The sequence below is a fragment of the Lapillicoccus jejuensis genome, assembly GCF_006715055.1.
GTDB lineage: Bacteria > Actinomycetota > Actinomycetes > Actinomycetales > Dermatophilaceae > Lapillicoccus > Lapillicoccus jejuensis.
Genome location: NZ_VFMN01000001.1, coordinates 992,112 through 1,016,715, shown reverse-complemented (window position 1 = coordinate 1,016,715; position 24,604 = coordinate 992,112). Strand labels below are relative to the sequence as shown.

At 74.2% G+C, this 24,604-nt stretch carries 23 protein-coding genes; 13 read left to right on the top strand and 10 right to left on the bottom strand.

Annotated elements, in window-relative coordinates:
* Window positions 1–2,016 (top strand): vWA domain-containing protein, encoded by a 2,016-nt coding sequence (locus tag FB458_RS04865; protein WP_141847261.1) that lies wholly within the window; start codon window positions 1–3, stop codon window positions 2,014–2,016.
* A 24-nt stretch (window positions 2,017–2,040) separates the two neighbouring features.
* Here the strand turns inward: FB458_RS04865 and FB458_RS04860 are convergent, their stop codons facing one another.
* Window positions 2,041–2,718: a Crp/Fnr family transcriptional regulator gene (locus FB458_RS04860; protein ID WP_141847259.1), complete on the bottom strand. Its 678-nt coding sequence runs from the start codon at window positions 2,716–2,718 to the stop codon at window positions 2,041–2,043.
* A 180-nt stretch (window positions 2,719–2,898) separates the two neighbouring features.
* Here FB458_RS04860 and nth point away from each other — a divergent pair, with 180 nt between their 5' ends.
* Genes nth through FB458_RS04845 form a run of 3 tightly spaced genes read left to right on the top strand, consistent with a single transcriptional unit; the run spans window position 2,899 to window position 5,608 of the window.
* Window positions 2,899–3,669 (top strand): endonuclease III, encoded by a 771-nt coding sequence (gene nth, locus FB458_RS04855; protein WP_141850336.1) that lies wholly within the window; start codon window positions 2,899–2,901, stop codon window positions 3,667–3,669.
* Window positions 3,666–4,403 (top strand): NUDIX hydrolase, encoded by a 738-nt coding sequence (locus FB458_RS04850; RefSeq protein ID WP_141847258.1) that lies wholly within the window; start codon window positions 3,666–3,668, stop codon window positions 4,401–4,403. The genes nth and FB458_RS04850 overlap by 4 nt, the downstream gene beginning before the upstream one ends.
* Window positions 4,400–5,608, top strand: a complete 1,209-nt coding sequence (locus FB458_RS04845; protein ID WP_141847256.1) for a MarP family serine protease — start codon at window positions 4,400–4,402, stop codon at window positions 5,606–5,608. The genes FB458_RS04850 and FB458_RS04845 overlap by 4 nt, the downstream gene beginning before the upstream one ends.
* 112 nt (window positions 5,609–5,720) lie before the next feature.
* Here the strand turns inward: FB458_RS04845 and FB458_RS04840 are convergent, their stop codons facing one another.
* The 4 genes from FB458_RS04840 to nhaA form a co-directional block, all read right to left on the bottom strand.
* The gene (locus FB458_RS04840; protein ID WP_170185568.1) at window positions 5,721–6,506 is read right to left on the bottom strand and encodes a serine hydrolase; all 786 of its coding nucleotides are present in this window, start codon (window positions 6,504–6,506) and stop codon (window positions 5,721–5,723) included.
* Window positions 6,503–7,432, bottom strand: coding sequence for an alpha/beta fold hydrolase (locus FB458_RS04835; RefSeq protein ID WP_141847252.1), 930 nt, complete (start codon window positions 7,430–7,432; stop codon window positions 6,503–6,505). The genes FB458_RS04840 and FB458_RS04835 overlap by 4 nt, the downstream gene beginning before the upstream one ends.
* A gap of 63 nt (window positions 7,433–7,495) precedes the next feature.
* Window positions 7,496–7,984: a phage holin family protein gene (locus FB458_RS04830; protein ID WP_141847250.1), complete on the bottom strand. Its 489-nt coding sequence runs from the start codon at window positions 7,982–7,984 to the stop codon at window positions 7,496–7,498.
* 53 nt (window positions 7,985–8,037) lie between these two features.
* Window positions 8,038–9,387, bottom strand: a complete 1,350-nt coding sequence (gene nhaA, locus FB458_RS04825; protein WP_141847248.1) for a Na+/H+ antiporter NhaA — start codon at window positions 9,385–9,387, stop codon at window positions 8,038–8,040.
* An 88-nt stretch (window positions 9,388–9,475) separates the two neighbouring features.
* Here nhaA and FB458_RS04820 point away from each other — a divergent pair, with 88 nt between their 5' ends.
* Together FB458_RS04820 and mmuM are read left to right on the top strand one after the other, a co-directional pair.
* Window positions 9,476–10,510, top strand: coding sequence for a pirin family protein (locus tag FB458_RS04820; RefSeq protein WP_141847246.1), 1,035 nt, complete (start codon window positions 9,476–9,478; stop codon window positions 10,508–10,510).
* On the top strand, window positions 10,510–11,397 hold the full coding sequence (gene mmuM, locus FB458_RS04815; protein WP_141847244.1) for a homocysteine S-methyltransferase: 888 nt from the start codon (window positions 10,510–10,512) through the stop codon (window positions 11,395–11,397). The genes FB458_RS04820 and mmuM overlap by 1 nt, the downstream gene beginning before the upstream one ends.
* Window positions 11,398–11,401: 4 nt before the next feature.
* Here mmuM and FB458_RS04810 read toward each other — a convergent pair whose 3' ends face one another.
* Window positions 11,402–12,109: an alpha/beta fold hydrolase gene (locus FB458_RS04810; RefSeq protein ID WP_141847242.1), complete on the bottom strand. Its 708-nt coding sequence runs from the start codon at window positions 12,107–12,109 to the stop codon at window positions 11,402–11,404.
* 118 nt (window positions 12,110–12,227) lie between these two features.
* Here FB458_RS04810 and FB458_RS04805 point away from each other — a divergent pair, with 118 nt between their 5' ends.
* Window positions 12,228–13,328, top strand: coding sequence for an Rv2578c family radical SAM protein (locus FB458_RS04805; RefSeq protein WP_170185567.1), 1,101 nt, complete (start codon window positions 12,228–12,230; stop codon window positions 13,326–13,328).
* Window positions 13,329–13,392: 64 nt separating this feature from the next.
* On the opposite strand, the gene acs is transcribed toward FB458_RS04805, so the two are convergent.
* On the bottom strand, window positions 13,393–15,360 hold the full coding sequence (acs, locus tag FB458_RS04800; RefSeq protein ID WP_141847238.1) for an acetate--CoA ligase: 1,968 nt from the start codon (window positions 15,358–15,360) through the stop codon (window positions 13,393–13,395).
* A 158-nt stretch (window positions 15,361–15,518) separates the two neighbouring features.
* On the opposite strand from acs, the gene FB458_RS04795 reads away from it, so the two are divergent.
* The 4 genes from FB458_RS04795 (at window position 15,519) to FB458_RS04780 (ending at window position 18,341) form a co-directional block, all read left to right on the top strand.
* Window positions 15,519–16,403, top strand: a complete 885-nt coding sequence (locus tag FB458_RS04795; protein ID WP_141847236.1) for a lysophospholipid acyltransferase family protein — start codon at window positions 15,519–15,521, stop codon at window positions 16,401–16,403.
* Window positions 16,404–16,470: 67 nt separating this feature from the next.
* Entirely contained in the window at window positions 16,471–17,700 is a 1,230-nt protein-coding gene (locus FB458_RS04790; protein ID WP_170185566.1) for an inorganic phosphate transporter, read from the top strand.
* Window positions 17,697–17,996, top strand: a complete 300-nt coding sequence (locus tag FB458_RS04785; protein WP_141847231.1) for a hypothetical protein — start codon at window positions 17,697–17,699, stop codon at window positions 17,994–17,996. The genes FB458_RS04790 and FB458_RS04785 overlap by 4 nt, the downstream gene beginning before the upstream one ends.
* A 51-nt stretch (window positions 17,997–18,047) precedes the next feature.
* Window positions 18,048–18,341 carry a DUF3349 domain-containing protein gene (locus FB458_RS04780; protein ID WP_141847230.1) on the top strand — a complete coding sequence of 98 codons (294 nt, stop codon included), beginning with the start codon at window positions 18,048–18,050 and terminating at the stop codon, window positions 18,339–18,341.
* A 110-nt stretch (window positions 18,342–18,451) separates the two neighbouring features.
* Here FB458_RS04780 and FB458_RS04775 read toward each other — a convergent pair whose 3' ends face one another.
* The gene (locus tag FB458_RS04775; RefSeq protein WP_246061069.1) at window positions 18,452–19,999 is read right to left on the bottom strand and encodes a S8 family serine peptidase; all 1,548 of its coding nucleotides are present in this window, start codon (window positions 19,997–19,999) and stop codon (window positions 18,452–18,454) included.
* A 452-nt stretch (window positions 20,000–20,451) separates the two neighbouring features.
* Between FB458_RS04775 and FB458_RS04770 the strand changes: the two genes are divergently transcribed.
* Both FB458_RS04770 and FB458_RS21215 read left to right on the top strand, forming a co-directional pair.
* Window positions 20,452–21,510: an IS110 family RNA-guided transposase gene (locus FB458_RS04770; protein WP_141847067.1), complete on the top strand. Its 1,059-nt coding sequence runs from the start codon at window positions 20,452–20,454 to the stop codon at window positions 21,508–21,510.
* 14 nt (window positions 21,511–21,524) lie between these two features.
* Complete coding sequence (locus tag FB458_RS21215) at window positions 21,525–22,433, top strand: hypothetical protein (protein WP_170185565.1); 909 nt, start codon at window positions 21,525–21,527, stop codon at window positions 22,431–22,433.
* 84 nt (window positions 22,434–22,517) lie between these two features.
* On the opposite strand, the gene FB458_RS04760 is transcribed toward FB458_RS21215, so the two are convergent.
* Together FB458_RS04760 and FB458_RS04755 are read right to left on the bottom strand one after the other, a co-directional pair.
* Window positions 22,518–24,176, bottom strand: a complete 1,659-nt coding sequence (locus tag FB458_RS04760) for a solute symporter family protein (RefSeq protein WP_141847226.1) — start codon at window positions 24,174–24,176, stop codon at window positions 22,518–22,520.
* Complete coding sequence (locus tag FB458_RS04755; RefSeq protein ID WP_141847225.1) at window positions 24,173–24,514, bottom strand: DUF485 domain-containing protein; 342 nt, start codon at window positions 24,512–24,514, stop codon at window positions 24,173–24,175. Before FB458_RS04755 ends, FB458_RS04760 begins: the two co-directional genes overlap by 4 nt.
* Window positions 24,515–24,604: the final 90 nt, after the last annotated feature.

The following is a 24,604-nucleotide window of genomic DNA, read 5'->3' as shown; positions in this document are numbered from 1 at the left end:
GTGCCCGCACCACGGGGACCGCGGCGCTCCGGCCGCTACCGCTACGGGTCCTGGAGCGGCGGGGCCGACCCCCTCGCGCCGCCGTACGACGTCCGCGAGGTCGTCGACGAGATCGGCGCCGACGTCATGGCCGGGTCCTCCCTGCGCGAGGCGATGGAGCGGATGATGCAGCGCGGGCTCGGCGACCGCGGCGGGCTCGACGAGCTGCGTCGCCGGCTGGCCAAGCGGCGCCGCGAGATCGAGCGACGCGGCAACCTCGGTGACACGATGCGCGAGATCCGCCAGGAGCTCGACCGCGGCGTGCGCGCGGAGCAGGAGTTCCTCGCCGGCAAGGACGGCGACGACGCCCGCTTCAAGGAGATGGAGCTCGACACCCTCCCCGACGACACCGCCGGGATGATGCGGCAGCTCGCGGACTACCAGTGGGCGAGCGCCGAGGGCCAGCAGGCCTACCAGAACGCGCTGCAGATGCTCCAGCGCGAGGTCCTCGACAGCCAGTTCCAGGGCATGAAGCAGGCCCTCTCCGGTCAGGACCCGGCGGCCATGCAGGCGGTCAAGGACATGATGGCCGACCTCAACCAGCTGCTCGCGGCGCACGCCCGAGGTGAGGACACCCCCGAGCAGTTCGCCGACTTCATGGACAAGCACGGCGACTTCTTCCCCGACGACCCGCAGGACGTCGACGAGCTGCTCGACAGCCTCGCCCGGCGCGCGGCCGCGGCCGAGCGGATGATGCAGTCGCTCAGCCCCCAGCAGCGCGACGAGCTCGCGCAGCTCATGGCCCAGGCGATGCAGGACGCCGGGCTCGAGGCCGAGATGGGGGCCCTCTCGGACAACCTGCGCTCGCTGCGACCGGGGATGTTCTCCGGGCCGGGGCAGCGCGGGCGGCAGGGCCAGTTCGGTGGGCAGGGCTCGATGGGCCTGTCCGACGCGGTGTCCGCGGTCGCCGACCTCGCTGACGTCGAGTCGCTCGAGCAGCAGCTGTCGGAGGCGTACGGCGGCGGGTCGCTCGACGACGTCGACGTCGAGGCCCTCGAGCGGCAGCTGCCGCAGCAGTCGGTCCGCGACCTGCAGGCGCTGCGCGACCTGCAGCGCGAGCTCGAGCGGCAGGGTTACCTGCGCCGGACCGCCGACGGGATCACGTTGACCCCCAAGGCGCTCCGACGGCTGGGGGAGACCGCCCTCAAGCGGATCTTCGACCACCTCGACGGCGACGCGCAGGGCGCCCACCAGGACCCCCGCTCCGGCGCCGCGGAGGAGCGGACCGGCGCGTTCCTGCCGTGGACCTTCGGCGACGAGCGGCCGATCGACGCAGTCCGCACCGTGCAGAACGCGGTCCTGCGGCGGGCGTCCGGTTCCTCCGGCGACGCGGCGGTGTCCCCGCTGCGGCTCGAGGTGGGCGACTTCGAGGTGGTGGAGACGACGCGTCGTACGGGCGCGGCGGTGGCGCTGTGCGTCGACCTCAGCTTCTCGATGATCCAGGAGGACCGCTGGGGGCCGATGAAGCAGACGGCGCTCGCGCTGGCCCACCTCGTCTCGACCCGGTTCCGCCAGGACGCCCTGCAGATCATCGGGTTCGACCGGGTGGCGCGGCCGCTCACCGAGATGCAGCTGGCCGAGGTCGAGCCGGAGTGGATCCAGGGCACCAACCTGCACCACGCGCTCATGCTCGCCGGGAGGCACCTGCGCCGGCACCCCGACATGGAGCCGGTCGTCCTCGTCGTCACCGACGGCGAGCCGACCGCGCACCTGCTCTCCGACGGCACGCCGGTCTTCCAGTGGCCGACGACGCCGGAGACGGTGCGGGCCACGGTCGGCGAGGTCGACGCGATGACGCGGTACGGCGCCCCGCTCAACTTCTTCCTGCTCGGCGGCGACCCGGGACTGGCTCGGTTCGTCGACTCCGTCGCGCGCCGCAACGGCGGGCGCGTCTTCACCCCCGAGCTGGGCGACCTCGGGTCCTACGTCGTCGCCGACTACCTGCGCGCGCGGGGTGGCCGGCGGCGCTCGGCCTAGCGGGTCCGGCTCAGCGGGCCCGGCTCAGCGGGCGCGGCGCTGGAGGCGCTCGACGTCCATGAGCAGGACGGCGCGCGCCTCGAGCTTGAGCCAGCCGCGGGTGGCGAAGTCGGCCAGGGCCTTGTTGACCGTCTCGCGGGAGGCGCCGACCAGCTGGGCCAGCTCCTCCTGGGTGAGGTCGTGGGCGACCATGATCCCGCCCTCGACGGGGCGGCCGAAGCGCTGGGCCAGGTCGAGCAGCGCCTTGGCCACGCGGCCCGGGACGTCGGTGAAGACGAGGTCGGCGAGGTGCTCGTTGGTGCGGCGCAGGCGCTGGGCCAGCGCGCCGAGCAGCGCCTTGGACACCTCGGGCCGGCCGCTGAGCAGCCCGGTGAGGGCGTCGTTGCGCAGGCCCATCAGCTGCACCTCGGCGACCGCGGTCGCGGTCATCGTGCGCGGGCCGGGGTCGAACAGGCTGAGCTCGCCGAACATCTCGCCCGGTCCGAGGATCGCGATGAGGTTCTCGCGGCCGTCCTGGCTGGTGCGCCCGAGCTTGATCTTGCCCTCGCCGATGACGTAGAGCGTGTCGCCCGGGTCGCCCTCGTGGAAGAGCACGTCGCTGCGCTCCATCCGCACGGTGCTCATGCCGGCGAGCAGCGCGTCGCCGGCCTCGTCGTCCAGAGCGGCGAACAACGGAGCGCGACGCACCACCTCGTGATCCACGGCGTCAGTCTGCCAGAGCGATGCTCACGTCGCCGTGAGCCACCCTTGAGACAGCGCCCGTAGGCTGGTCCCGTGCCGCCCACCACCTCCCGGACCCCTCGCTCCCCGAGCCGGTCCGCTACGGCGTCGCGGGTCTCGGCGGCCGAGTCGCCCGTGGCGCGCAAGCGTCGCGCCCGGAAGATGTACGGCGTCCTGCACGAGCGCTACCCGTACGCCCACTGCGAGCTCGACTTCCGCACACCGCTCGAGCTGCTCGTGGCGACCGTGCTGTCCGCGCAGACGACCGACGTGCGGGTCAACCTCGTCACGCCGACCCTGTTCTCGACGTACCGCACCGCCGCCGACTACGCCGGCGCCGACCGCGTCGAGCTGGAGGAGCTGGTCCGCTCGACCGGCTTCTACCGCAACAAGGCCGCGGCGCTGATGAAGCTCGGCGCCGACCTCGTCGAGCGCTTCGACGGCGAGGTGCCCGGCCGGCTGCAGGACCTCGTCACCCTGCCCGGGGTCGGCCGCAAGACCGCGAACGTCGTGCTGGGCAACGCGTTCGGCGTCCCCGGCATCACCGTCGACACCCACGTGGGCCGGCTCGCGCGCCGCTTCGGCTGGACGACGGAGGAGGACCCGGTCAAGGTCGAGGCCGCGATCGGCGAGCTCGTCCCCCGGACGGAGTGGACGATGCTCAGCCACGTCCTCATCTTCCACGGCCGGCGCACCTGCCACGCGAAGAAGCCCGCGTGCGGGGCCTGCCCGGTCGCGCGCTGGTGCCCGTCCTCGGGCGAGGGCGAGGGCGACCCGGTCAAGGCCGAGCAGCTGCTCGCCTACGAGCTGGCCCCCGGGCGCGAGGAGGAGTACGACGCCCTCGTCGCCGCCGCGGCGTCGTACCCGCACGACCCGGCGCAGCCGGTCCCGTACGACGTCGCGCCGACCGAGCCGTCGGCGGCCCACCGATGAGCCCGGCGGCCGGTCCTGTCGCGTCGTTCGCCCGGTACGGCGAGACGCTGGTGCCCCGGCACCCCGCGGGGCGGGCCGCGCGGCCGGCGTACCTCGACACGCTGCTGCGCTCGGCGGCGCAGGTGGACCCGTCGTGGTTCAGCCGGTTCCTGCCCCCGGACGGCGAGGAGGACCTGCGCCAGTCCTCGGTGCTCCTGCTCTTCGGACCCGACCCGCGCGGCGTCGACAGCCTCGTCCTCACCGAGCGCAGCCACCGGATGCGCGCGCACCCCGGGCAGATCTCGCTGCCCGGTGGCGGCGCCGAGCCGGGCGACGCCGACGTCGCCGCGACCGCGCTGCGCGAGGCGCACGAGGAGGTCGGCCTCGACCCGGCCGGCGTCGAGGTGCTCGGCGAGCTGCCCGCGCTCTTCCTGCCCTACTCGAGCAACGTCGTGACGACGGTCGTCGGCTGGTGGCGCGAGCCCTCACCGGTGACGGCGCTCGACCCGGCCGAGGTGGAGACCGTCGTCCTCGCCCCGCTCGACCTGCTCACCGACCCCGCGCACCGGCACACCGTCGTGCACCCGTCCGGCTACCGGGGCCCCGCCTTCGACCTCGGGGAGGACCTGCTGCTGTGGGGCTTCACCGGGGGGCTCGTCGGCAAGGCCCTCGAGCTCGCCGGGCTCGACCGCCCCTGGGACGCCGGGGTGACCCGGCCCCTGCCCGACCGATTCGCCGGAGGGAGGCGCGGATGACCGGCAGCGTGATCCTCGACCTCGTACTCGCCCTCGCCCTGCTGTCCTACGCCGTCAGCGGCTACCGGCAGGGGCTCGTCGTCAGCGCCCTCTCGCTGGCCGGCTTCCTCGGAGGGGGCGCGCTCGGGCTGTGGCTGCTCCCGCTGCTCCTGCAGCAGTCGACGTGGGTCCAGGCCCACGAGGTGGTGCGGGTCGTCGCGCTCGTGCTGGGGGTCTTCCTCGTCGCCTCGCTCGGCCAGGGCGTCATGGTGCGGTGGGGCGGGCGGATCCGCTCGCACGTGCGCCTGCGGTCGGTCAAGACCGTGGACTCGCTGCTCGGCGCGGTCGCCGTGTCGGCCGCCTTCGCGGTGCTCGCCTGGTTCATCGCCGGCGCCGTCCGCCCGGCCGCCCCGCCGCCCCTGGCGCGCGCCATCGGTGAGTCGCGCGTGCTGCGGACCATCAACGAGGTCGTCCCCGCCGAGACCGGGCAGCTCTTCGCCGGGTTCCGCGAGATGCTCGACCGCAACGGCTTCCCCCGGGTCTTCGAGGGCCTCACGCCCGAGCCGATCCTGCCGGCGCAGCCGCCGGACGCCGGGGCCGCGACGACCGCCGCCGTGCGCGCCGCCGCGTCGTCGATCGTCAAGATCACCGGGGTCGCCACGTCGTGCGACCGCGGCCAGGAGGGCAGCGGCTGGGTCATCGCCACGGACCGCGTCGTCACCAACGCCCACGTCGTCGCGGGCATGAGCCAGCCGTCCGTGCGGATCGGCGGGGTCGGGGCGTCGTACGCGGCCCGGGTCGTCGTCTTCGACCCCCAGCGCGACCTCGCCGTCCTCGCCGTGCCGGGGCTGCCGGCCCAGCCGCTCCAGCTCGGTCAGGGGTTGCAGGCCGGGTCGTCCGCGGTCGTCGCCGGGTTCCCGCTCGACGGGCCCTACCGGCTCGACGCGGCCCGCGTGCGCCAGGTCATCACGGCCACCGGGTCGGACATCTACGGCCAGCCGGGGATCGCGCGGCAGATCTACTCGCTCTACGCGACCGTCCAGCCGGGCAACTCCGGTGGCCCGCTGCTCGGCACCGACGGCAAGGTCGACGGCATCGTCTTCGCCAAGTCGCTCGACGACAGCCGGACCGGCTACGCGCTCACCCTCGAGGAGGCCGCGCCGGTGCTCCAGCAGGCCTCGAGCGCCTCGCAGCAGGTCTCGACGGGCGCCTGCGCCGTCAGCTGACGTCACCCCCGCGCAGCAGTCCGGGCAAGGGGGGTGACGTCGACGTCACCTTTCCGCAGCAGTCCGGGTTCTGGGGGGGGACGTCGACGTCCCGTTTCCGCAGCAGTCCGGGTCAGGGGAGGGACGAGCGGAGCCAGGTGCCCACGGCGTGCATCGCCGTCAGCACCTCGTCGGTGCGGTCCCCGTCCGCAGGGGCCCAGTTCGCCACGACGGCGTACGTCTCCCCGCCGCGACCGGGGCGCGCGACCACCCCTACGTCGGCGCGGACGCCGTCGTCGGTGCCGGTCTTGTGGGCCAGCCGGTACGGCGCCCCGTCGTCCTCCCGGTGCGCGAGCGGGTCGAGACCGAAGGCGCCGGCGACCATGGACAGGTCGGTGCCGCCCTCGAGCCAGGCCCGCACCCGCGGCCGGGCGACCGCCGTCCTCACGAGCGTCACGAGCTCGTCGGCCCGCCCGGTCGACAGCGTCCTCGGGTCGTCCGGAGCCCGCGCCCCGCGGACCTCGTCGTGCAGCGCCGTGTCGACCAGCCCGAGCCCCGCGCGGACCCGGTCGACCGCGCCGAGCCCGACGAGGCGCAGCAGCGCGTTGGTGGCGAGGTTGTCGCTCACCGACCCGACGAGCACGGCGAGGTCCCCGACCGACAGCGTCGTTGCCGCCATCGCGTGCCAGAGTCCCGAGTCGCGCACGCCGTCCACCGGACGGGGCACCGGCCGGTCGGGTTCGAGGCTCCCCTCCTCCGCCCGGCGGTCGACCTCGAGCAGGAGCAGGAGCTTCCCGACGCTCGCGGTGCGCAGCACCCGCCCGGGCTCGTGCGAGAGGAGGACCTCCCCGCCGGCCCCGACGACCAGCGCGGACCAGCGCAGCGACCCGTCCTCGGGCAGCCGGGGCGCCGCCCTCACGGGCGCGGGGCGCGCGGCAGCCGGCCGAGCCAGTCGAGCAGCAGGCTGGAGACCTCCTCCGGCGCCTCCTCGGCGAGGAAGTGGCCGGCGCCGGTCACCAGGTGCTCCTCGTAGCCGCCCGCGGCGTAGCGCCGCGACCGCCCGTACGTCGCCGCCGGCAGCACGCAGCCGTCGTCGGCGCCCTGCAGGACGAGGACCGGCTGACGCACCGGCGGCTTGAGCCGCCGGTTGAACAGCGGCCCGTCCTGGCGCAGCTGGCTGCGGCCGAACCACCGGTAGTGCTCCGCCGCCGAGTGGGCGACGAAGGGCAGCGCCATCGAGGCGGCGTACCGCTGCACGTCCTCCTCGGTGGGGAAGCCGCTGCTCGGCGACGACCACTCGCGCAGGAGGGCCTCGACGTACCCGGGCCCGGTGGCCATGGCCCGCTCGGGCCGGAAGGGGACCTGCAGGTCGAGCAGGTAGCGGTTGGCCCGCCGCTGGCGCGGGTCGAGGTACGACGCCCGCCGGGCCACCCGCGGGTGCGGCATGGACAGCGACGCCACGGCGCGCGCCACGCCCGGCTGGAGCGTCGGCACCGACCAGGCGATGAACCCGCCGAGGCCCTGGCCGACGAGGACCGCCTGCTCCTCGCCGAGGGCGCGCACGACGCGGGCCGCGTCGGCGGCGCCGGCGTAGGTGGCGTACCCGCGCGGGGGCTTGTCCGAGGCGCCGTACCCCCGCAGGTCCATCGCGGCGGCGCGGTAGCCCGCGTCGGCGAGAGCGACGAGCTGGTGGCGCCAGGCGTACCAGAACTGCGGGAACCCGTGCAGCAGGAGCACGAGCGGGCCCTCGCCGACCTCGGCGACGTGGAACCGCGTCCCCCCGGCCGAGACGAAGCGGTGGGTCCACGGCCCGCCGAGGAGGACGGAGGCGGCGTCGTTCGTCATCGGGGGGTCATCGGGGGTCATCGGGTCCTGGCGACGCGGGGTCGCCCGGGCGGCTCGGGCCGCTCAGACCACCGGGCGGTCGCTGAGCGGGACCTCGGCGCGCGACGGAGGGATGAGCGCGGCGTGCTCGGCGCCGGCCTCCCGGCCCTCCTTGACGGCGGCGAGGGTCTCCTGGGCGTGGGCGATGGCCCGGGTCGGCTTGGGGTCGACCTTCTTCAGCAGGCGGATCCCGGCGAGGGCGAGGACCCCGGCGAGCGCGACGAGCAGGACGCCGACGGCGAGGAACGCCAGCCAGGTCGGCCAGACGAGGGCGAGCGCCCAGGCGGCCGCGGTGAGCAGCAGGCCGAGGGCGTAGAGCGCGAGCACGCCGGCGACGACGAGCATCGGCGCGCCCTTGGCGGCCTCCTTGAGCGAGGCCTGCACCTCGAGCTTGGCCAGCGCGACCTCGGCGGACACGACCGACTTCAGGTCGTCGCTGACCGAGGCGATGATCTGCCCGATCGACCGGTCTCCGGACGGGTGGTCGGTGGGACGGGTGGTGCTGCTGGACATGGCACGAGCTCCTTCACGACCGCGAGGGTGGACTGGGGTCGTACCCGTCGAGCCTACTGACAACCGGCGTCCGGCGTGCGCCGGTAGACGTCCGGCACCCCGTCGCCGTCGTCGTCGACCCCCTCGCGCTCCTCGACGAGCCGGTAGTGCCGGTTGCGCCGGCGCAGGACGACCGCCGCGAGCAGGGCCGCCAGCAACGACCCGAGCAGCACCGCGAGCTTGACGTGCTCGTCGCGGGGGGAGCCCGGCCCGTAGGCCAGCTCGCCGATGAGCAGCGACACGGTGAAGCCGACGCCGGCCAGCAGCGAGAGGCCCGCGACGTCGCTCCAGGCCAGGTCGTCGTCGAGCTCGGCGCGGGTGAAGCGGGCCACGGCCCAGGTGCCGCCGAGCACCCCGAGCGCCTTGCCGAGGACGAGCCCGACGACGACGGCGAGGACGACGACGTCGGACAGCGCCTCACCGAGGCCACCGCCGACGACGCGGACGCCGGCGGCGAAGAACGCGAAGACGGGGACGGCGATCCCGGCCGACCAGGGCCGCAGCCGGTGCTCCATCGTCTCCGCCAGCGAGTGGCCGTCGCGGCCGAGGCCGTCGCGCGCGACCGGCACGCTCAGCCCGAGCAGGACCCCGGCGACCGTCGCGTGGATCCCGCCCGCGTGGACCAGCGCCCACGCGGCGAGCGCCGGGACGGCGAGGACGAGCGGGTGGTGCAGCAGCGGCCGCCACCGGGGTGCGCGGCAGCCGACCCGGAGCATGAGCGTGAAGAGCGCGAGCGGGACGAGCGCGAGGACCAGCGGCACGACGGCGAGCTCGTCGGTGTAGAAGACCGCGATGATCGTGATGGCGATGAGGTCGTCGACGACGGCCAGGGTGAGCAGGAACGAGCGCAGCGCCGACGGCAGGTGCGTCGAGATGACGGCGAGGACGGCGAGCGCGAAGGCGATGTCCGTCGCCGTGGGCACCGCCCAGCCCCGCAGGACGTCGCCGTCCGCCCCGCGGGTCACGGCGACGAGGGTGAACAGCAGCGCCGGTACGGCGACCCCGCACGCCGCCGCGACGACCGGCACCACCGCGCGGCTGCGGTCGGCGAGGTCACCGGTCGTGAACTCGCGCTTGAGCTCGATCCCGGCGACGAGGAAGAAGACGGCCAGCAGCCCGTCGGAGGCCCACTGGGCCAGGCTGAGGTCGAGGTGCAGGGCGGACGGCCCCACCCGGGTGTCGCGCAGCGTGGAGTAGGCCTCCTGCCAGGGCGAGTTGGCCCACAGCAGGGCGAGGAGGGCGGCGCCGAGCAGCAGGGCGCCGCCGACGGTCTCGGTGCGCAGGGCGGAGGCGACGTAGCGGGCCTCGGGCCACGAGCCGCGGTCGAAGAGGCGGCGGGCGAGCGGGGCGGGGGAGCGGGACACGGGGCCTCCGAGGGCGGGTCGGGGGTCGAGGGGTCGGTCGAGTGCTGCCGACCAGGCTTCCCGGCGCTCCGTACCCCATGCTATCGGGATGAGCAGCACCGAGACGGACGTCTACCGCGACGTCGCCGACGACCCCCGCGAGTGCGGCCGCGAGCTGCTCGTCCTCGACGCGGTGCACGCGCGGATCAGCCCGCGCAGCGAGGTGCTGCGGGTGCTCCCGCACCGCGACCGGCGGATGGTCGGGGCGTGGTGCTTCGTCGACCTCTACGGGCCGCGGCCGGTGACCGACGGCGACGCGATGCACGTCGCGCCTCACCCGCACACCGGCCTGCAGACGGTCAGCTGGCTCGTGTCCGGGCGGGTGCGGCACCGCGACTCGCTCGGCTCGGTCGCCGACGTCGTGCCGGGCCGGGTCGCGGTGATGACGGCCGGGGCGGGCATCGCGCACAGCGAGGACGTCGTCGTGCCGGCGGGCTCCGAGGGGGAGGCGGTCGACCGGGGCGACGAGGGCGCGGCGGTGCTGCACGGCGCGCAGCTGTGGGTCGCCCTGCCGGACGAGCAGCGGTGGGGCGCCAAGGCGTTCACGCTCCACGAGCCCGCGCCGTCGACCGTCGTCGACGGCGTCGGGGTGGCCGTGTTCTCCGGCGCGCTGGCCGGTCTGGTCGGGCCGGAGCAGGCGTTCACCCCGCTGCTGGGCGCCGAGCTGACGCCCGCCGCGGACGGTGACGGGCGGGGTGGCGCGCGGGGTGACGGTCGCGCGCGGCTGACCCTCGAGGCGTCGTACGAGCACCTGCTCGCGCCGCTGTCGGGAGAGGTGACCGTCGAGGGCGTGACCGTCGGGACGGGACAGGGTCTCTTCCTGGGAACTCACCGCGCCTCGCTCGAGGTGGCGCTGTCGCCCGACGCCCGGGTCCTCCTGCTCCGCGGCACGCCGTTCGAGGAGGAGATCGTCATGTGGTGGAACTTCGTCGGCCGCACCCACGAGGAGGTCGTCGAGGCCCGCGAGCGGTGGAACGCCGGCGGCGACCCGCGCTTCGGCGAGGTCGACTACCCCGATGGGGAGCGGCTCGCCGCGCCGCCGCTGCCGTCGGTGCGGCTGCGGGCGCGGGGCCGGCGCCGCTGATGCCCGGACCCCTCCCGACCGTGGTCCTCGACGGCGGCCTGTCCACCGCGCTGGAGCGGCGCGGCGCCGACCTGACCGGTGACCTGTGGACCGCACGGCTGCTGCTCGACGAGCCCGAGCTCGTCGCCGCCGCGCACCGCGACTACTACCGCGCCGGCGCCCGGGTGGCCACGGCCGCGACCTACCAGGCGACCGTCGAGGGCTTCGTCGCGGCCGGGCTGGACGAGGACGAGGCCGCGCGGCTGGTCGGCCGGGCCGTGCGGCTCGCCGTCGAGGTGCGCGACGAGCTCGCCGACGAGCGGCCCGGCCTGCTCGTCGCCGCCTCGGTCGGGCCGTACGGCGCCTCGCTGGCCGACGGCTCGGAGTACCGCGGGCGCTACGGCCTCACCGCGGCGCAGCTGCGCACCTTCCACGGCCCTCGGCTCGAGCTGCTCGCGGCGGCCGGCGCCGACCTGCTCGCGGTCGAGACGGTCCCCGACCTCGACGAGGCGGTCGTCCTCACCGCGCTGCTCGACGAGCTCGGCGTGCCGGCGTGGTTCTCCTACTCGGTGCGCGGCGACGAGACGAACGCCGGGCAGCCCCTCGAGGAGGCCTACGCCGTCCTCGCGGGCTGCGAGCCGCTCGTCGCCGTGGGGGTCAACTGCTCCGACCAGGCCGACGTCCTGGGCGCCGTGCGCACGGCGGTCGCCGTCACCGGCCGCCCGGCCGTCGCCTACCCCAACCGCGGCGGCACCTGGGACGCGGGGAGCAAGGTCTGGTCGACCGGGGTGCCGCTCGACCTCGACCTCGTCGACGCGTGGGTGGAGGCGGGGGCGTCGTACGTCGGCGGGTGCTGCGGGCTCGGCCCGGACGACATCGCCGCGCTCGCCGCGCACCTCGGGGACTGAGGCGTCAGCCCTCCAGCAGGAGGGCCGCGAGCGCGTCGGGGGCGCTCCACATCGGCCAGTGCCCGGTGTCGAGGGTGGCGAGGCGCCAGTGCGGCGACCCCAGCAGCGCCGCGACGGCCGGCGACGGTTCGTCGCCGTCCTCGAGGCACGTGACGTAGAGGGTCGGCAGCGCGCGCAGGTCGTCGGCGAGGCCGGCGTCGTCGCGGACCGGGTCGGTGAGGGTGCGGCCCGGGTGCGGCTTGGCCCAGTCCTCGAAGAAGTGGACGTCCTCGTGGGCCAGGTCCTGGTCCTGCAGGTCGTCGTGGCCGAGCGGCGGCCACATCCCGCCGTTGGCGTCGAGCGCCTCCTGCAGGCGGGCGCGGAAGCCGTCGGAGACGAAGGGCCGACCGGCCTCGGGCACGTTCGCGTCGACGAGCACGAGCCGACGCACCCGGTCACCGAGCGCGAGCGCGGCGAGCGACGTCGGGATCCCGGAGTAGCTGTGGCCGACGAGGACGACGTCGGTGAGGTCCTGGCCCTGCACGAGCCGGACGAGGTCGTCGACGTGGTCCTGCAGGCCGATCTCACGCTCGGCCGCCTCGTCGGCGCGGTTGCCGAGCCCGGGCAACGTCACCGGCCGCACGTCGTGGCCGGCGTCGAGGAGGGCGGGCACGACCCGCTCCCAGGCGAAACCGCCGAGCCAGGCACCGGGGACGAGCACGTACGTCGACATGGCGGCGACCCTAGCGAGCGCCGCCGACAGGCTGTGCCGTGCCCCACCGGGTGGGGCACGGCACAGCCCGCGCGCGGACCGGTTGACAGGGACGTCGTACAGGTGTTCGACTTCGGGGGTGCGGTGGAGCGGGCAGGAGCTGACGGCGAGCGACGCCGGCGCGCTGCCCGGGCTCGCCCGTCCCGCCGCGATCCCGGGGCTCGTCCGGTCGGTGACGACGCCCGAGTTCGCCGGCGTGACCTTCCACGAGGTGCTCGCCCGCAGCGCGCTCAACCGGGTGCCGGCCGCGTCGGGGGTGCCGTTCGAGTGGACGGTCAACCCCTACCGGGGGTGCACCCACGCGTGCGTCTACTGCTTCGCCCGCGGCACCCACCGCTACCTCGACCTCGACAGCGGCGCCGACTTCGACCGCGAGCTCGTCGTCAAGGTCAACGTCGGGGAGGTCCTGGCCCGCGAGGTCGGGCGGGCGTCGTGGACGCGCGCGCACGTCGCGCTCGGCACCAACACCGACCCCTACCAGCGCGCCGAGGGCCGCTACCGGCTCATGCCGGACGTCATCGTGGCGCTCGCCGGGTCGGGCACGCCGTTCAGCATCCTCACCAAGGGCACGCTGCTGCGCCGCGACCTGCCGCTGCTCGTCGAGGCCGCGCAGGCGGTGCCGGTGGACCTCGCCGTCTCGTGCGCCATCCACGACGAGGGGCTGCACCAGGCGCTCGAGCCGGGCACGCCGACGCCGGCGGCGAGGCTGGCCACCGTCCGCGCCGCGACCGACCTCGGGTTCGACGTCGGCGTCTACGTCATGCCCGTCGTGCCCGGGCTCACCGACTCCGCCGAGCACCTCGACCGTGCCCTCGCCGCCATCGCCGAGTCCGGCGCGTCCTTCGTCGGGCACACCGCGCTGCACCTGCGCCCCGGCGCGCGCGAGTGGTTCCTCGCCTGGCTGGGGCGCGAGCACCCCGACCTCGTCCCGCGCTACGAGCGCCTCTACCGCGGCGGGTCGTACGTCGCCCGCCCCTACCGCGACTGGCTCGCCGACCGCTTCCGCGAGGCCGTCGCCCGCCACGGCCTCGACCGCCGCCGTACGACGCCCCGCCCCACCACGGCGCGGTTCGCCCCCCGCGGCACCTGGCGCCCCGAGACCTGGCGCGGTGGTGCGGCGCGCGGGGGTGCGGCGCAGGACGTCGTACGGGAGCCGGTGCCCGAGCCCACCCTCTTCTAGACACACGGAACCCCACGTCCTGCGCGCCGGAGCGGCACCAGGACGTGGGGTTCCCTGTGTCCGGTCAGTCCTCGGAGGAGCCGGACATCCCGGTCTTGATGAGGTCCATCACCGTCGAGTCGGCGAGGGTCGTCACGTCCCCCACCTCGCGGTTCTCGGCGACGTCGCGCAGCAGGCGGCGCATGATCTTGCCCGAGCGCGTCTTGGGCAGCTCGGCCACGACCATGATCTGGCGCGGCTTGGCGATCGGGCCGATCTCCTTGGCGACGTGGTTGCGCAGCTCCTGCACGGTCTCGTCACCGCGGTCCTCGGCGCCGCCGCGCAGGATGACGAACGCGCACACCGCCTGGCCGGTCGTCTCGTCGGTGGCGCCGACCACGGCGGCCTCGGCGACGCTCGGGTGCGAGACGAGCGCGGACTCGATCTCGGCCGTGGACAGCCGGTGGCCGGAGACGTTCATGACGTCGTCGACCCGGCCGAGCAGCCAGATGTTGCCGTCCGCGTCGTACTTCGCGCCGTCACCGGCGAAGTAGTACTCGGGCCCGAACCGGCTCCAGTACGTCTCCTTGTACCGCTCCGGGTCGCCCCAGATGCCGCGCAGCATGGCCGGCCACGGCTTGGTGAGGACGAGGTAGCCGACCTTCTCCGGGTCGTGCAGCGGCTGGCCCTCGTCGTCGAGGATCTCGGCGCTGATGCCGGGGATCGGCTTCTGGGCCGAGCCGGGCTCGAGGTCGGTCAGGCCCGGCAGCGGGCTGATCATGATCCCGCCGGTCTCGGTCTGCCACCAGGTGTCGACGATCGGCGCCTTGTCGCCGCCGATGACCCGGCGGTACCAGAGCCACGCCTCGGGGTTGATCGGCTCGCCGACCGAGCCGAGGACGCGCAGCGAGGACAGGTCGAACCTCGCCGGGATGTCGTCGCCCCACTTCATGCAGGTGCGGATCGCCGTGGGCGCGGTGTAGAGGATCGTCACGCCGTACTTCTGGACGATCTCCCACCAGCGGCCCTGGTGCGGGGTGTCGGGCGTCCCCTCGTACATCACCTGGGTCGCGCCGTTGGCCAGCGGCCCGTAGACGATGTAGGAGTGGCCGGTCACCCAGCCCACGTCGGCGGTGCACCAGTAGACGTCGGTCTCCGGGTGCAGGTCGTGGACGACGGCGTTGGTGTAGGCGACCTGGGTGAGGTAGCCGCCGGAGGTGTGCAGGATCCCCTTCGGCTTCCCCGTCGTGCCGGACGTGTAGAGGATGAACAGCGGGTGCTCGCTGTCCACCGGCTGCGCCTCGTGCTGGTCGCTCGCCGAGTCGACGACGTCGTGCCACCACACGTCGCGGCCCTCGTGCCAGTCGACGTCCGCCTCCGTACGGCGCACGACGAGCACCTTCTCCACGGTCGTCTCACCCGATACGGCGGCGTCGACGGCAGGCTTGAGCGGGGCGGCCTTGCCGCGGCGGAACTGCCCGTCGCTCGTGATGACGACCTTGGCCTCGGCGTCGGCGATGCGGGCCTTGAGGGCGTCGGAGGAGAACCCGCCGAAGACGACCGAGTGCGGGGCGCCGAGACGGGCGCAGGCCAGCATCGAGATGGCGGCCTCGGGGATCATCGGCAGGTAGATGGCGACCCGGTCGCCCTTCGCCACGCCGAGCGACGCGAGCGCGTTGGCGGCCTTGGCGACCTCGCGCTGCAGGTCGGCGTAGGTGAGGGTGCGGGTGTCACCGCCCTCGCCCTCGAAGTGGATGGCGACCCGGTCGCCGTTCCCGGCGTCGACGTGCCGGTCGACGCAGTTGACCGCGACGTTGAGCTCGCCGCCGACGAACCACCGCGCGAACGGGGCCTCGCTCCAGTCGAGGACCTGGTCGAAGTCCTTCGCCCAGGTCAGCCGGGTGCGGGCCTGCTCGGCCCAGAACCCCTCGTGGTCGGCCGCGGCGGCCTCGACGAGGTCCGCGGTGCCGTTGGCCTGCTCGGCGAACGCCGGGTCCGGCGGGAAGTGGCGCCTCTCGGCGTGCTCGGCGGGCTCGGCGGTGGTGCTGGACACGGGCGTCCTCCTGCGTCGGTGCGGGTGGTGTCGCCCCTACTCAACCCCTCCCGTCTCGGCGCCTTCAAGGGGGGTCCGACGGCGGTCCGGCGAGCGGGGTGAAATCCTCGACCAACGGGCAGGACGAACCGTCCGGCCCCCGGCGACGAAGGTCGTGCATGAGGTCGTCCCCCGGTCCGTCGCTCTCCCGCCGCCTCGACCTGCCCTACCGGCTCGTCATCGCGCTCGTCCGTCTCGTCTTCCTCGCCCTCGGCCTGCGGATCACCGTGCGCGGCGCCGAGCACCTGCCGGCCACCGGACCGGCCGTCCTGGCCAGCAACCACGTCGGCTACCTCGACTTCACCTTCGTCGGCCTCGCCGGGCGGCGGCGCGGCCGGTTCGTCCGCTTCATGGCCAAGCAGTCGGTCTTCGAGCCCCCGGTCGTCGGGCCGGCGATGCGCGCGATGGGGCACGTCCCCGTGGACCGGCGCCCCGGCACGCCCGGGGTGCCGGCGCTGCGCGCCGCCGACGCGTGGCTGCGCCGCGGCGACGTCGTCGGGCTGTTCCCCGAGGCGACGATCAGCCGGTCGTTCACGCTCAAGGACATGAAGCCCGGCGCCGCCTTCCTGGCCCAGCGCACGGGGGCGCCGCTCGTCCCCGTCGTCGTGTGGGGCAGCCAGCGGGTGCTCACCGCCGGGCCGCGGTGGATGCGGCGGCGCGGGGCCGCGATCACCGTCCTCGTCGGCGAGCCGCTCCCGGTCGGTCCCGACGAGTCGCCGTACGACGTCACGGCGCGGCTGGGGGAGCGCCTCGCGCAGCTGCTCGAGGAGGCGATGGACGGCTACCCGCAGGCGCCCCGCGACGCGCAGGACCGCTGGTGGGTGCCCGCGGCCCGGGGCGGGAGCGCCCCGCCGCGGCCGGTGGCCGCCGAGCAGGAGCAGGCGGCCATCGCGCGCCGCGAGGCGAGGCGCGCGGCGAAGACGTCCGCGGGACCCCGTACGGGCGCTCGTCCCCACTCGGGCCTGCCGCGGCGGCGCGAGAGGTGGCACTCGCTCCACCGGTGAGGCCCCCAGGTGAACAGTGGGCGAACACCTCGCTCGATGGCGTGGAGCACCCCACGGTCACCAGACAATGGAGTACGTGACCACTGCCACCGTCATCCTCGCGCTCGTCGTGGTGACGGCCCTCGCCTTCGACTTCACCAACGGCTTCCACGACACCGGGAACGCCATGGCCACGTCGATCGCCACCGGGGCCCTCAAGCCGAAGGTCGCCGTGGCGCTCTCCGGCGTCCTCAACCTCGTCGGCGCGTTCCTGTCCGTCGAGGTGGCGCTCACCGTCACCAACGCGGTCATCAACATCCAGGACAAGTCGGGCCTGCCCAAGGCGGAGTTCACCGCTGACGGCGGGTACGCGCTCCTGCTCATCGTGCTGTGCGGCCTCGTCGGCGGGATCGTGTGGAACCTGCTGACCTGGCTGCTCGGGCTGCCGTCGTCCTCGTCGCACGCGCTCTTCGGCGGCCTCATCGGCGCCGCCATCGCCGCCCTCGGGTTCTCGGGGGTGCACTGGGTCGGCACCGGCAACAAGCTCGACGGGGTCGTCGGCAAGGTCATCCTGCCCGCGCTCGTCTCACCGGTCATCGCCGGTCTGGTCGCCGCGGTCGGCACCTGGCTGGTGTTCCAGGCGACCAAGGGGGTCGCCCAGCGCTTCACCGACAACGGGTTCCGCTGGGGCCAGATCGGCTCCGCGTCGCTCGTCTCGCTCGCGCACGGCACCAACGACGCGCAGAAGACGATGGGCGTCATCACCCTCGCGCTCATCGGCACGGGCCACTGGAGCGACACGAAGAACATCCCGTTCTGGGTCAAGGCGGCCTGCGCCCTGGCCATCGCGCTCGGCACCTACATCGGCGGCTGGCGGGTCATCCGCACCCTCGGCAAGGGGCTGGTCGAGATCTCGCCGCCGCAGGGTATGGCCGCCGAGGCCTCGTCCGCGGCCGTCATCCTCGCCTCGAGCCACCTGGGCTTCGCCCTGTCGACGACCCACGTCGCGACCGGGTCGATCCTCGGCACCGGCGTCGGCAAGCGCGGGGCCGAGGTCCGCTGGGGCGTCGCCGGCCGGATGGTCGCCGCCTGGCTCATCACGCTGCCCGCGGCGGCCGTCGTCGGCGCGGTCATGTGGTGGGTGGGCCACGCCATCGGCGGGCTCGCCGGGGCGCTCGTGGTCTTCGTGATCCTCGTGGGGATGGCCGGCTACATGTACGCCCGGTCCCGCAAGCAGCCGGTCCACGCCGGCAACGTCAACGACGAGTGGTCGGCGCCGGCCGAGGCCGAGGTCCGCGTGAAGGAGATGGCCGCGTGAACCAGCTCGCGCTCGCCCTGTCCGGCGCCTGGAAGGTGCTGCTCGTCAGCCTCGTGCTCGGGGCCGGGCTGCCCCTGGTCTTCGCCGCCGGCATCCGCTCGCTGGCCTGGGGCACGGGCGGCGAGGCGGAGGTCGACACCTCGGCCCGACCGCACCCGCTCGGCCGCGTCCTCGCCGGCCTGTGCTTCGCCGTCGTGCTCGCCGGGATCGCCATCGGGATCACCATCGTCGTGGCCTCCGGGTTCGGGAAGGCCGTGTCCTTCGAGCACATCTACCCGACCCTCGTCGCGAAGTAGCAGCCCGACCGGACGGGCTCACGGTCCGTCCGTCTCCCGGAAGGAGCAGCGATGGCGCTGAACGACCGCCTGCGCGGCGTGCTGGACTGGCTCGTCGCCGGCTACCCGACAGGCATCCCGCCCAAGGACTACGTCCCCGTCCTCGCACTGCTGCGCCGCCGGCTCACCGAGGACGAGGTGCGTCAGGTCGCCGAGGAGATCGCGGCCATGCGACCCGAGGGGACGAGCACCGACATCGCCGTGAGCATCTCCAAGATCACCGACGCTCTGCCGTCGGCCGGCGACCTGGCCCGGGTCGAGGCCCGGCTCAACGAGGCCCACGGCTGGCCCGCCGAGGCCAGCTGACCACACCCAACATGTGGGGTCCGGGGGGTGACGGGCCCTGATCACGCGGACGGCGCCGCCCCCGGGGTGGGGACGGCGCCGTACGGCGTGCGGGCGGGGCTAGGCGGGCGTCACTGCCGGACGGCCTGGTTGGCGTCGACCTTGCCGTTGCCGTAGTAGGAGTTGTCGGCGGTGCGGCCGAGGCAGGACGGGCCGCCGGGCGTGGCGGTGCACGCCTGGGCGTCGGCCTGCGCGTCGAGCGTCGCGAGCAGCTGCGCCGGCGACCACGTCGGGTGCACGGACTTGAGCAGCGCGAGGACGCCGGCGACGTGCGGTGAGGCCATCGAGGTGCCGCTGAGCAGGGCGTACCCGCCGCCCGGCACGGTCGAGAGGATGCGCGAGCCCGGGGCGGCGACGTCGATGACGCCGAGCCCGCGGTTGGAGTACGACGCGAGCGTGCCCTCGAGGGTGGTGCCGACCTGGGACAGCGCCGAGACGGTCGCGACACCGTCGAGCTCGGCCGGGATGTCCTTGCACGTCGGGTTCAGGGTGCGCTCGACGGGGGTGCCGTCGTCGGGGCTGCCGGCGTCGGTGGTCTTGTTCGCCAGGTCGACGGCCGAGTTGCCGGCGGCCGCGGCGTGGACGACGCCCTGCGAGGTCGACCAGGCGACGGCGCGGCGCACGGCCTCCATCGGGACGGCCTGCTCCGGCTGGTCGCCGCAGTAGAACTCGAACGGGTCGACGTAGTAGCTGTTGTTGGTGACGTCCAGCTTGTGCTGGCCGGCCCACATGAAGCCGCACACGGCGTACTCCGGGTAGATGAACCCGTCGTCGTTGACGACCTTGACCGAGGCGAGCTTGACGCCGGGCGCGACCCCGACGATGCCGACCCCGTTGCGGGCGGCGGCGATGGTCCCCGCGACGTGCGTGCCGTGCAGGCTCGTCGTCGGGAGCCACCCGGTGGCCGAGGTGTCCGGGCGGCCGGCGTCGGTGCAGTTGACCGAGTCGGCGGCGTCGATGTTGGGCGCGAGGTCCGGGTGCGAGGCGTCGATGCCGCTGTCGAGGACGCCGACGACGACCTCGGGGGACCCGTCGGTGATCTCGTGGGCCTTGTCGGCCTTGATCATCCGCATGTCCCACTGCTCCGACTCGCGCGGGTCGGTGACCGGGGCGGCGGCGAGGGCCGCACCGCCCGCGGGGGAGGCCTTGGTGACCCGGGCCGCCTTCGCGAGCGCCGCGGTCGACGACCACGGCGTGGTGATGCCGTCCGGGGTGCCCTCGGAGACGGCGACCGTGCGGGTCGGCTGGGCGCCCGAGACGGTGCCGGCGCCCAGCGCGACGACCTGCGTGCGGAAGGCGGCCCTGTCGGAGTGCGCGACGACGACACCGATCTGCGGCCACGCCTGGACGACGACGCCGCCGGCCTTGCGCACGGCGGTCCGCACCGTCGCCATGTCGGCGGGGCCGGCCTGGGTGGCGAGGACGACGTACGCCGACAGCTGCCCGTCGGGGGTGTCGATCGGCACCGGGGTCGAGGACTGCACGGCCGTCGGCGCCGCCGGTCCGGCGGTGGCGCTCGCGGCGCCCGTCGCCCCGACGAGCGTGGCGGCGGTGGTGACGAGGGCGGTGGCGAGCAGGGCGAGCCGCCGGCGGGGCCGGCGGGGCAGGGGTCTGGGCACGGGATCTCCTGGTGCGGGTCGGGTGTCGCTGAGTGCGCGCTGGGGCAGTGCTGGGCGGACGCTGGGTGTCGCCGCCGCCCGCCCATCGTGGACCGGGCCACCGACACCCGCCATTCGGGACGACCGGTGTGAGGCCGGTGACGACCGTCCCGGGGCTCCCGCGGGACCGGGTTAGCGTGCGGGTCAGTGTCAGGGTGACTGTCGCCGCTCACGCGGTGGTTGGATCCTGAGCACCTGGTGTCTGGCTCGTAGCGTGCCTGTCGCCTTCGGTCCCCGAGGGCTGATGTCCATGCGTTGTGCCGGCACCGGGTGTGAAGGAGCCGGCCGGCGTGACTTGATAGGAGCGTGGCGTCGCCCCCACTGAGATGTGTCCGCCGACCGGCCCAACCGTCCAGTCACTGAGCAGATGCACCTATCGGATCAGGTGCATCGGGTGAGAGGAGGCAACCTCCATGGTTGTTGTTGGCGCGGATGTGCACAAGCGCACGCACACGTTCGTCGCAGTCGACGAGGTCGGCCGCCAGGCCGGGCAGCGCACGGTCGAGGCCACCACCGCCGGGCACGCGCAGGCGTTGCGGTGGGCGCGGGAACGGTTCCCCGGTCAGGACCTGACCTGGGCGGTCGAGGACTGCCGGCACCTGTCGGCTCGGTTGGAGCGGGACCTGCTCAGCGCTGGTCAGAAGGTGGTGCGGGTGCCACCGAAGATGATGGCCGAGCAGCGTCGGGTGGCGCGGACCCGGGGCAAGTCCGACCCGATCGACGCGTTGGCCGTGGCGCGGGCGTTCCTGCGTGAGCCGTCGCTGCCGGTGGCCTCGCACGACGAGATCTCCCGCGAGGCCAAGCTGCTGGTCGACCGACGAGAGGCGTTGGTGGGTACCCGGACCCGCACGATCAACAGCCTGCTGTGGCGGGTGCACGAGCTGGACCCGGCCCACGCCCCGAAGGAGCGGTCGTTGGACAAGGCCAAGCACCAGCAGACGCTGCGGGCGTGGCTGCTCACGGTGCGCGGGATCGTGGCCGAGCTGGCGTTGGACGAGCTGGACGACGTCATCGCGCTGACCGTGCGGATCAAGGAGCTGCAGCGCCGGATCGGGGCCCTGGCCCGCCGGCACGCCCCGAGCCTGCTGGCGATGCCCGGGTGCGGGGAGCTGTCCGCGGCCAAGCTGCTGGGCGAGTCCGCCGGGGTCACCCGGTTCAAGAGCGAGGCCGCGTTCGCCCGCCACGCCGGTATCGCGCCCATCCCGGTGTGGTCCGGCAGCACCGCCGGCCGAGTGCGGATGACCCGCTCGGGCAACCGCCAGCTCAACGCCGCCATCCACCGCATCGCGATCACCCAGGCCCGCATGCCCGGCACACTCGGCCGGGCTTACTACGAGAAGAAGCTCGCCGAGGGCAAGTCGAAGACCGAGGCCCTGCGCTGCCTCAAACGCCGCCTGGCCCGCGTCGCCTTCCACCACCTGACCACCGACCACCACAACCGTCACCACGCTGCCCTCCCGGCAGCGGCTTGACATAGGAGCAACTCATGTCCGGCCCCACGACCCCGTCCGAGCCCGCCACCGCCGAGGCCGGCACCGCCGAGCCCGCCGCCGAGCCCGCCGCCGAGCCCGCCGCCGAGCCCGCCGCGTCGCCACGGACGAGTCGTCGCGATCCCGACAGGCGGCCCGACCGGCGGCCCGACCGCGACCTGCGCGCCTGGCGCGAGTGGGGCCTCGTCGTCGGGGGCGTCGTCCTGGCGCTGCTGCTGTGGTGGCCGCTGTCCTGGCAGGGCCTGGTGCCGCTCCTCCACGTACCGACCGGGGCGCTCACCGGGGCGGCGGTCCTGGGCGGGCTGACCGGCGCGGCCGTCGTCGCCGCCCTCGTCACCGCGCCCTGGCCGCGCTTCGTCCTCGCGGTCGGTCTCCCGGTCCTCGCCCTCGTCCTCACCGGCGTGGGCGCCCTGCCGCCCGTCGGCCTCGTGCTCGTCGTCGTCGCGGTCCTGCTCGGGCTCGCCCTCGGGGCCGGGGCCGCCGCGAGCCCGGTCCGGTTCGCCGTGACGACCGGTCTGGTCCTCGGCCTCAGCCCCGCGCCGCACCTGATGTGGGGGCCGCTGCTCGCGCTCGCCCTCGCGCTGCCCTTCGTCCGGGCGAGGGCGAGCCGGGTCGCGCCGACCGTCCTCGGGGTCGCGGCGGTGCTGCTCGCCTTCGCCGCGGGCGTCGCCGTGCGGACCGGTCTCGTGGCCGGCTTCGCCGGCACCCCGCGCCGCACCGGTCCCGCGGTCCTCACCGACGGGCTGCGGGCCAGCGGCGCACCCGTGCGCGAGCAGGGTCTCACCGCGGCCCGCCGCGCGCTCGAGCTCGGCAGCACCTGGTACGTCGTCGCCGCGGTCCTCGCCGTGCTCGTCGTCCTCGCGCGCGGGGCGGCGGCCGCGCGGCGTCGTACGGCCTCGGCCTGAGCCGCCCCCACCCCGGACACGCCACCGGCCCCACCCCCCGAGCGGGGGTGGGGCCGGTGCGTCGTACGGCGACCCGTCGGACGGCTAGTGCGCGGCCGTCTCCTTCTCGGCGCCCGCCCCGGTGAGCGCGCGCACCTCCATCTCGGCGTACTTGCGGGCGTTGTGCTCGCGCGAGATGACGGTGCCGAGCCACCCGAGCAGGAAGCCGAGCGGGATCGAGACCAGGCCCGGGTTGTCGAGCGGGAACCAGTGGAAGTCGACCCCGACGTCCTTGATCATCGCCGCCGACGTGCCGTCGGGGTTCTTCTTGCCCGACACGACGGGGCTGAAGACGATGAGGACGAGCGAGACCGCCAGGCCGCCGTAGATCGAGAACAGCGCCCCGGTCGTGTTGAACCGCTTCCAGAAGAGCGAGTAGAGGATCGTCGGCAGGTTCGCGCTCGCCGCGATGGCGAAGGCGAGGGCCACGAGGAAGGCGACGTTCTGCCCGTTGGCGAAGATGCCGCCGACGATGGCGACCGCGCCGATGACGAGCGCGGAGATGCGCGCCGTCCGGACCTCGCCGTCCGCGGACACCTGGCCCTTCTTGATGACCTGGCCGTAGATGTCGTGCGCGAAGCTCGCGCTCGCCGTGATGGTCAGGCCGGCGACCACCGCGAGGATCGTCGCGAAGGCGACCGCCGCGATGATGCCGAGCAGGAACGTCCCGCCGAGCTCGTAGGCGAGCAGCGGCGCCGCCGAGTTGACCTTGCCGGGGGCCGCGTTGATCTCGGCGGCCCCGACGAGGGCGCCGGCGCCGTACCCGAGGACGAGGGTCATGAGGTAGAAGAAGCCGATCACCCAGATCGCCCACTCCACCGACTTGCGCGCCTCCTTCGAGGTCGGGACGGTGTAGAAGCGCATGAGGACGTGCGGCAGGCCGGCGGTGCCCAGGACGAGCGCGAGCGAGAGCGAGATGAAGTCGATCTTGCTCGTCGTCGTCTTGCCGTACTGCTTCATCGGGTTGAGCAGCGCCTCGCCCTTGGCGCCGCCGCCGGCCTTGTCGACCGCGCCCTGGAAGACCGAGGACAGGTTGAAGCCGTACTTGCCGAGGACCCACACGGCCATGACGAAGGTGCCGACGATGAGCAGCGTCGCCTTGATGATCTGCACCCAGGTCGTGCCCTTCATCCCGCCGATGAGGACGTAGCCGACCATGATGACGCCGACGAGCACGATGATGAGGTTCTGGCCCGCGGTGCTGCTGATGCCGAGCAGGAGCGAGACGAGACCGCCGGCGCCGGCCATCTGCGCGAGCAGGTAGAAGAGGCTGACGACGAGGGTCGAGACGGCCGCCGCGATCCGGACCGGCCGCTGCTGGAGGCGGAAGCTGAGGACGTCGGCCATCGTGAAGCGTCCGGTGTTGCGCAGCAGCTCGGCGACGAGCAGCAGGGCGACGAGCCAGGCGACGAGGAAGCCGATCGAGTAGAGGAACCCGTCGTACCCGTTGATGGCGATGGCGCCGGTGATGCCGAGGAACGACGCCGCCGACAGATAGTCGCCGGAGATGGCGATGCCGTTCTGCCGGCCGGTGAACGCGCGCCCGCCGGCGTAGTAGTCCGCGGCGGTCCGGTTGCTGCGCGAGGCGCGCAGGACGATGCCGATCGTCACGACGACGAACAGCGCGAAGATGACGATGTTGACGGTCGGGTTGCCGACCTTGACCGCCTCGGCGGCCGGTGCGAGGACGGGGAGGGCGCTCATCGACCGCCCCTCTCGACGCGGGCGGCGAGGGCGTCGGCGGCGGGGTCGAACTCGCGGTCGGCCCAGCGCACGTAGCGGATCGTGATGGCGAACGTCGAGACGAACTGGAGCAGCCCGAAGACGAGGCCGACGTTGATGTTGCCGACGAGCCTGGTCGACATGAAGCCCGGCGCGAACGCGGCGCAGAGCACGTAGAGGAAGTACCAGACGAGGAACCCGGCGGTGAGCGGGAAGACGAAGGACCGGAACGTGCTGCGCAGCTCCGCGAACTCGGGGGACGCCTGGACCTCTTCGTAGGCCGTCGGCTCCCCGGTGCGGTCGAGAGCGTCGTTGCTCACGGGCCACCTCCTTGGTGGTGGAGTGCGGGATGGTGCCGGGACGAGCTGCCGTGCCCGGCGTCGGCCATCGTGCGGTCGCCCGCCCGGGGC

What these genes read in the sequence shown, in the direction of transcription:
- nth (WP_141850336.1), top strand. Translation starts at nt 2,899, where the DNA reads ATGTACGGCGTCCTGCACGAGCGCTACCCGTACGCCCACTGCGAGCTC.
- FB458_RS04850 (WP_141847258.1), top strand. Translation starts at nt 3,666, where the DNA reads ATGAGCCCGGCGGCCGGTCCTGTCGCGTCGTTCGCCCGGTACGGCGAG.
- FB458_RS04845 (WP_141847256.1), top strand. Translation starts at nt 4,400, where the DNA reads ATGACCGGCAGCGTGATCCTCGACCTCGTACTCGCCCTCGCCCTGCTG.
- FB458_RS04835 (WP_141847252.1), bottom strand. Translation starts at nt 7,432, where the DNA reads ATGACGAACGACGCCGCCTCCGTCCTCCTCGGCGGGCCGTGGACCCAC.
- FB458_RS04830 (WP_141847250.1), bottom strand. Translation starts at nt 7,984, where the DNA reads ATGTCCAGCAGCACCACCCGTCCCACCGACCACCCGTCCGGAGACCGG.
- FB458_RS04820 (WP_141847246.1), top strand. Translation starts at nt 9,476, where the DNA reads ATGAGCAGCACCGAGACGGACGTCTACCGCGACGTCGCCGACGACCCC.
- mmuM (WP_141847244.1), top strand. Translation starts at nt 10,510, where the DNA reads ATGCCCGGACCCCTCCCGACCGTGGTCCTCGACGGCGGCCTGTCCACC.
- FB458_RS04810 (WP_141847242.1), bottom strand. Translation starts at nt 12,109, where the DNA reads ATGTCGACGTACGTGCTCGTCCCCGGTGCCTGGCTCGGCGGTTTCGCC.
- FB458_RS04795 (WP_141847236.1), top strand. Translation starts at nt 15,519, where the DNA reads ATGAGGTCGTCCCCCGGTCCGTCGCTCTCCCGCCGCCTCGACCTGCCC.
- FB458_RS04790 (WP_170185566.1), top strand. Translation starts at nt 16,471, where the DNA reads ATGGAGTACGTGACCACTGCCACCGTCATCCTCGCGCTCGTCGTGGTG.
- FB458_RS04780 (WP_141847230.1), top strand. Translation starts at nt 18,048, where the DNA reads ATGGCGCTGAACGACCGCCTGCGCGGCGTGCTGGACTGGCTCGTCGCC.
- FB458_RS04770 (WP_141847067.1), top strand. Translation starts at nt 20,452, where the DNA reads ATGGTTGTTGTTGGCGCGGATGTGCACAAGCGCACGCACACGTTCGTC.
- FB458_RS21215 (WP_170185565.1), top strand. Translation starts at nt 21,525, where the DNA reads ATGTCCGGCCCCACGACCCCGTCCGAGCCCGCCACCGCCGAGGCCGGC.
- FB458_RS04760 (WP_141847226.1), bottom strand. Translation starts at nt 24,176, where the DNA reads ATGAGCGCCCTCCCCGTCCTCGCACCGGCCGCCGAGGCGGTCAAGGTC.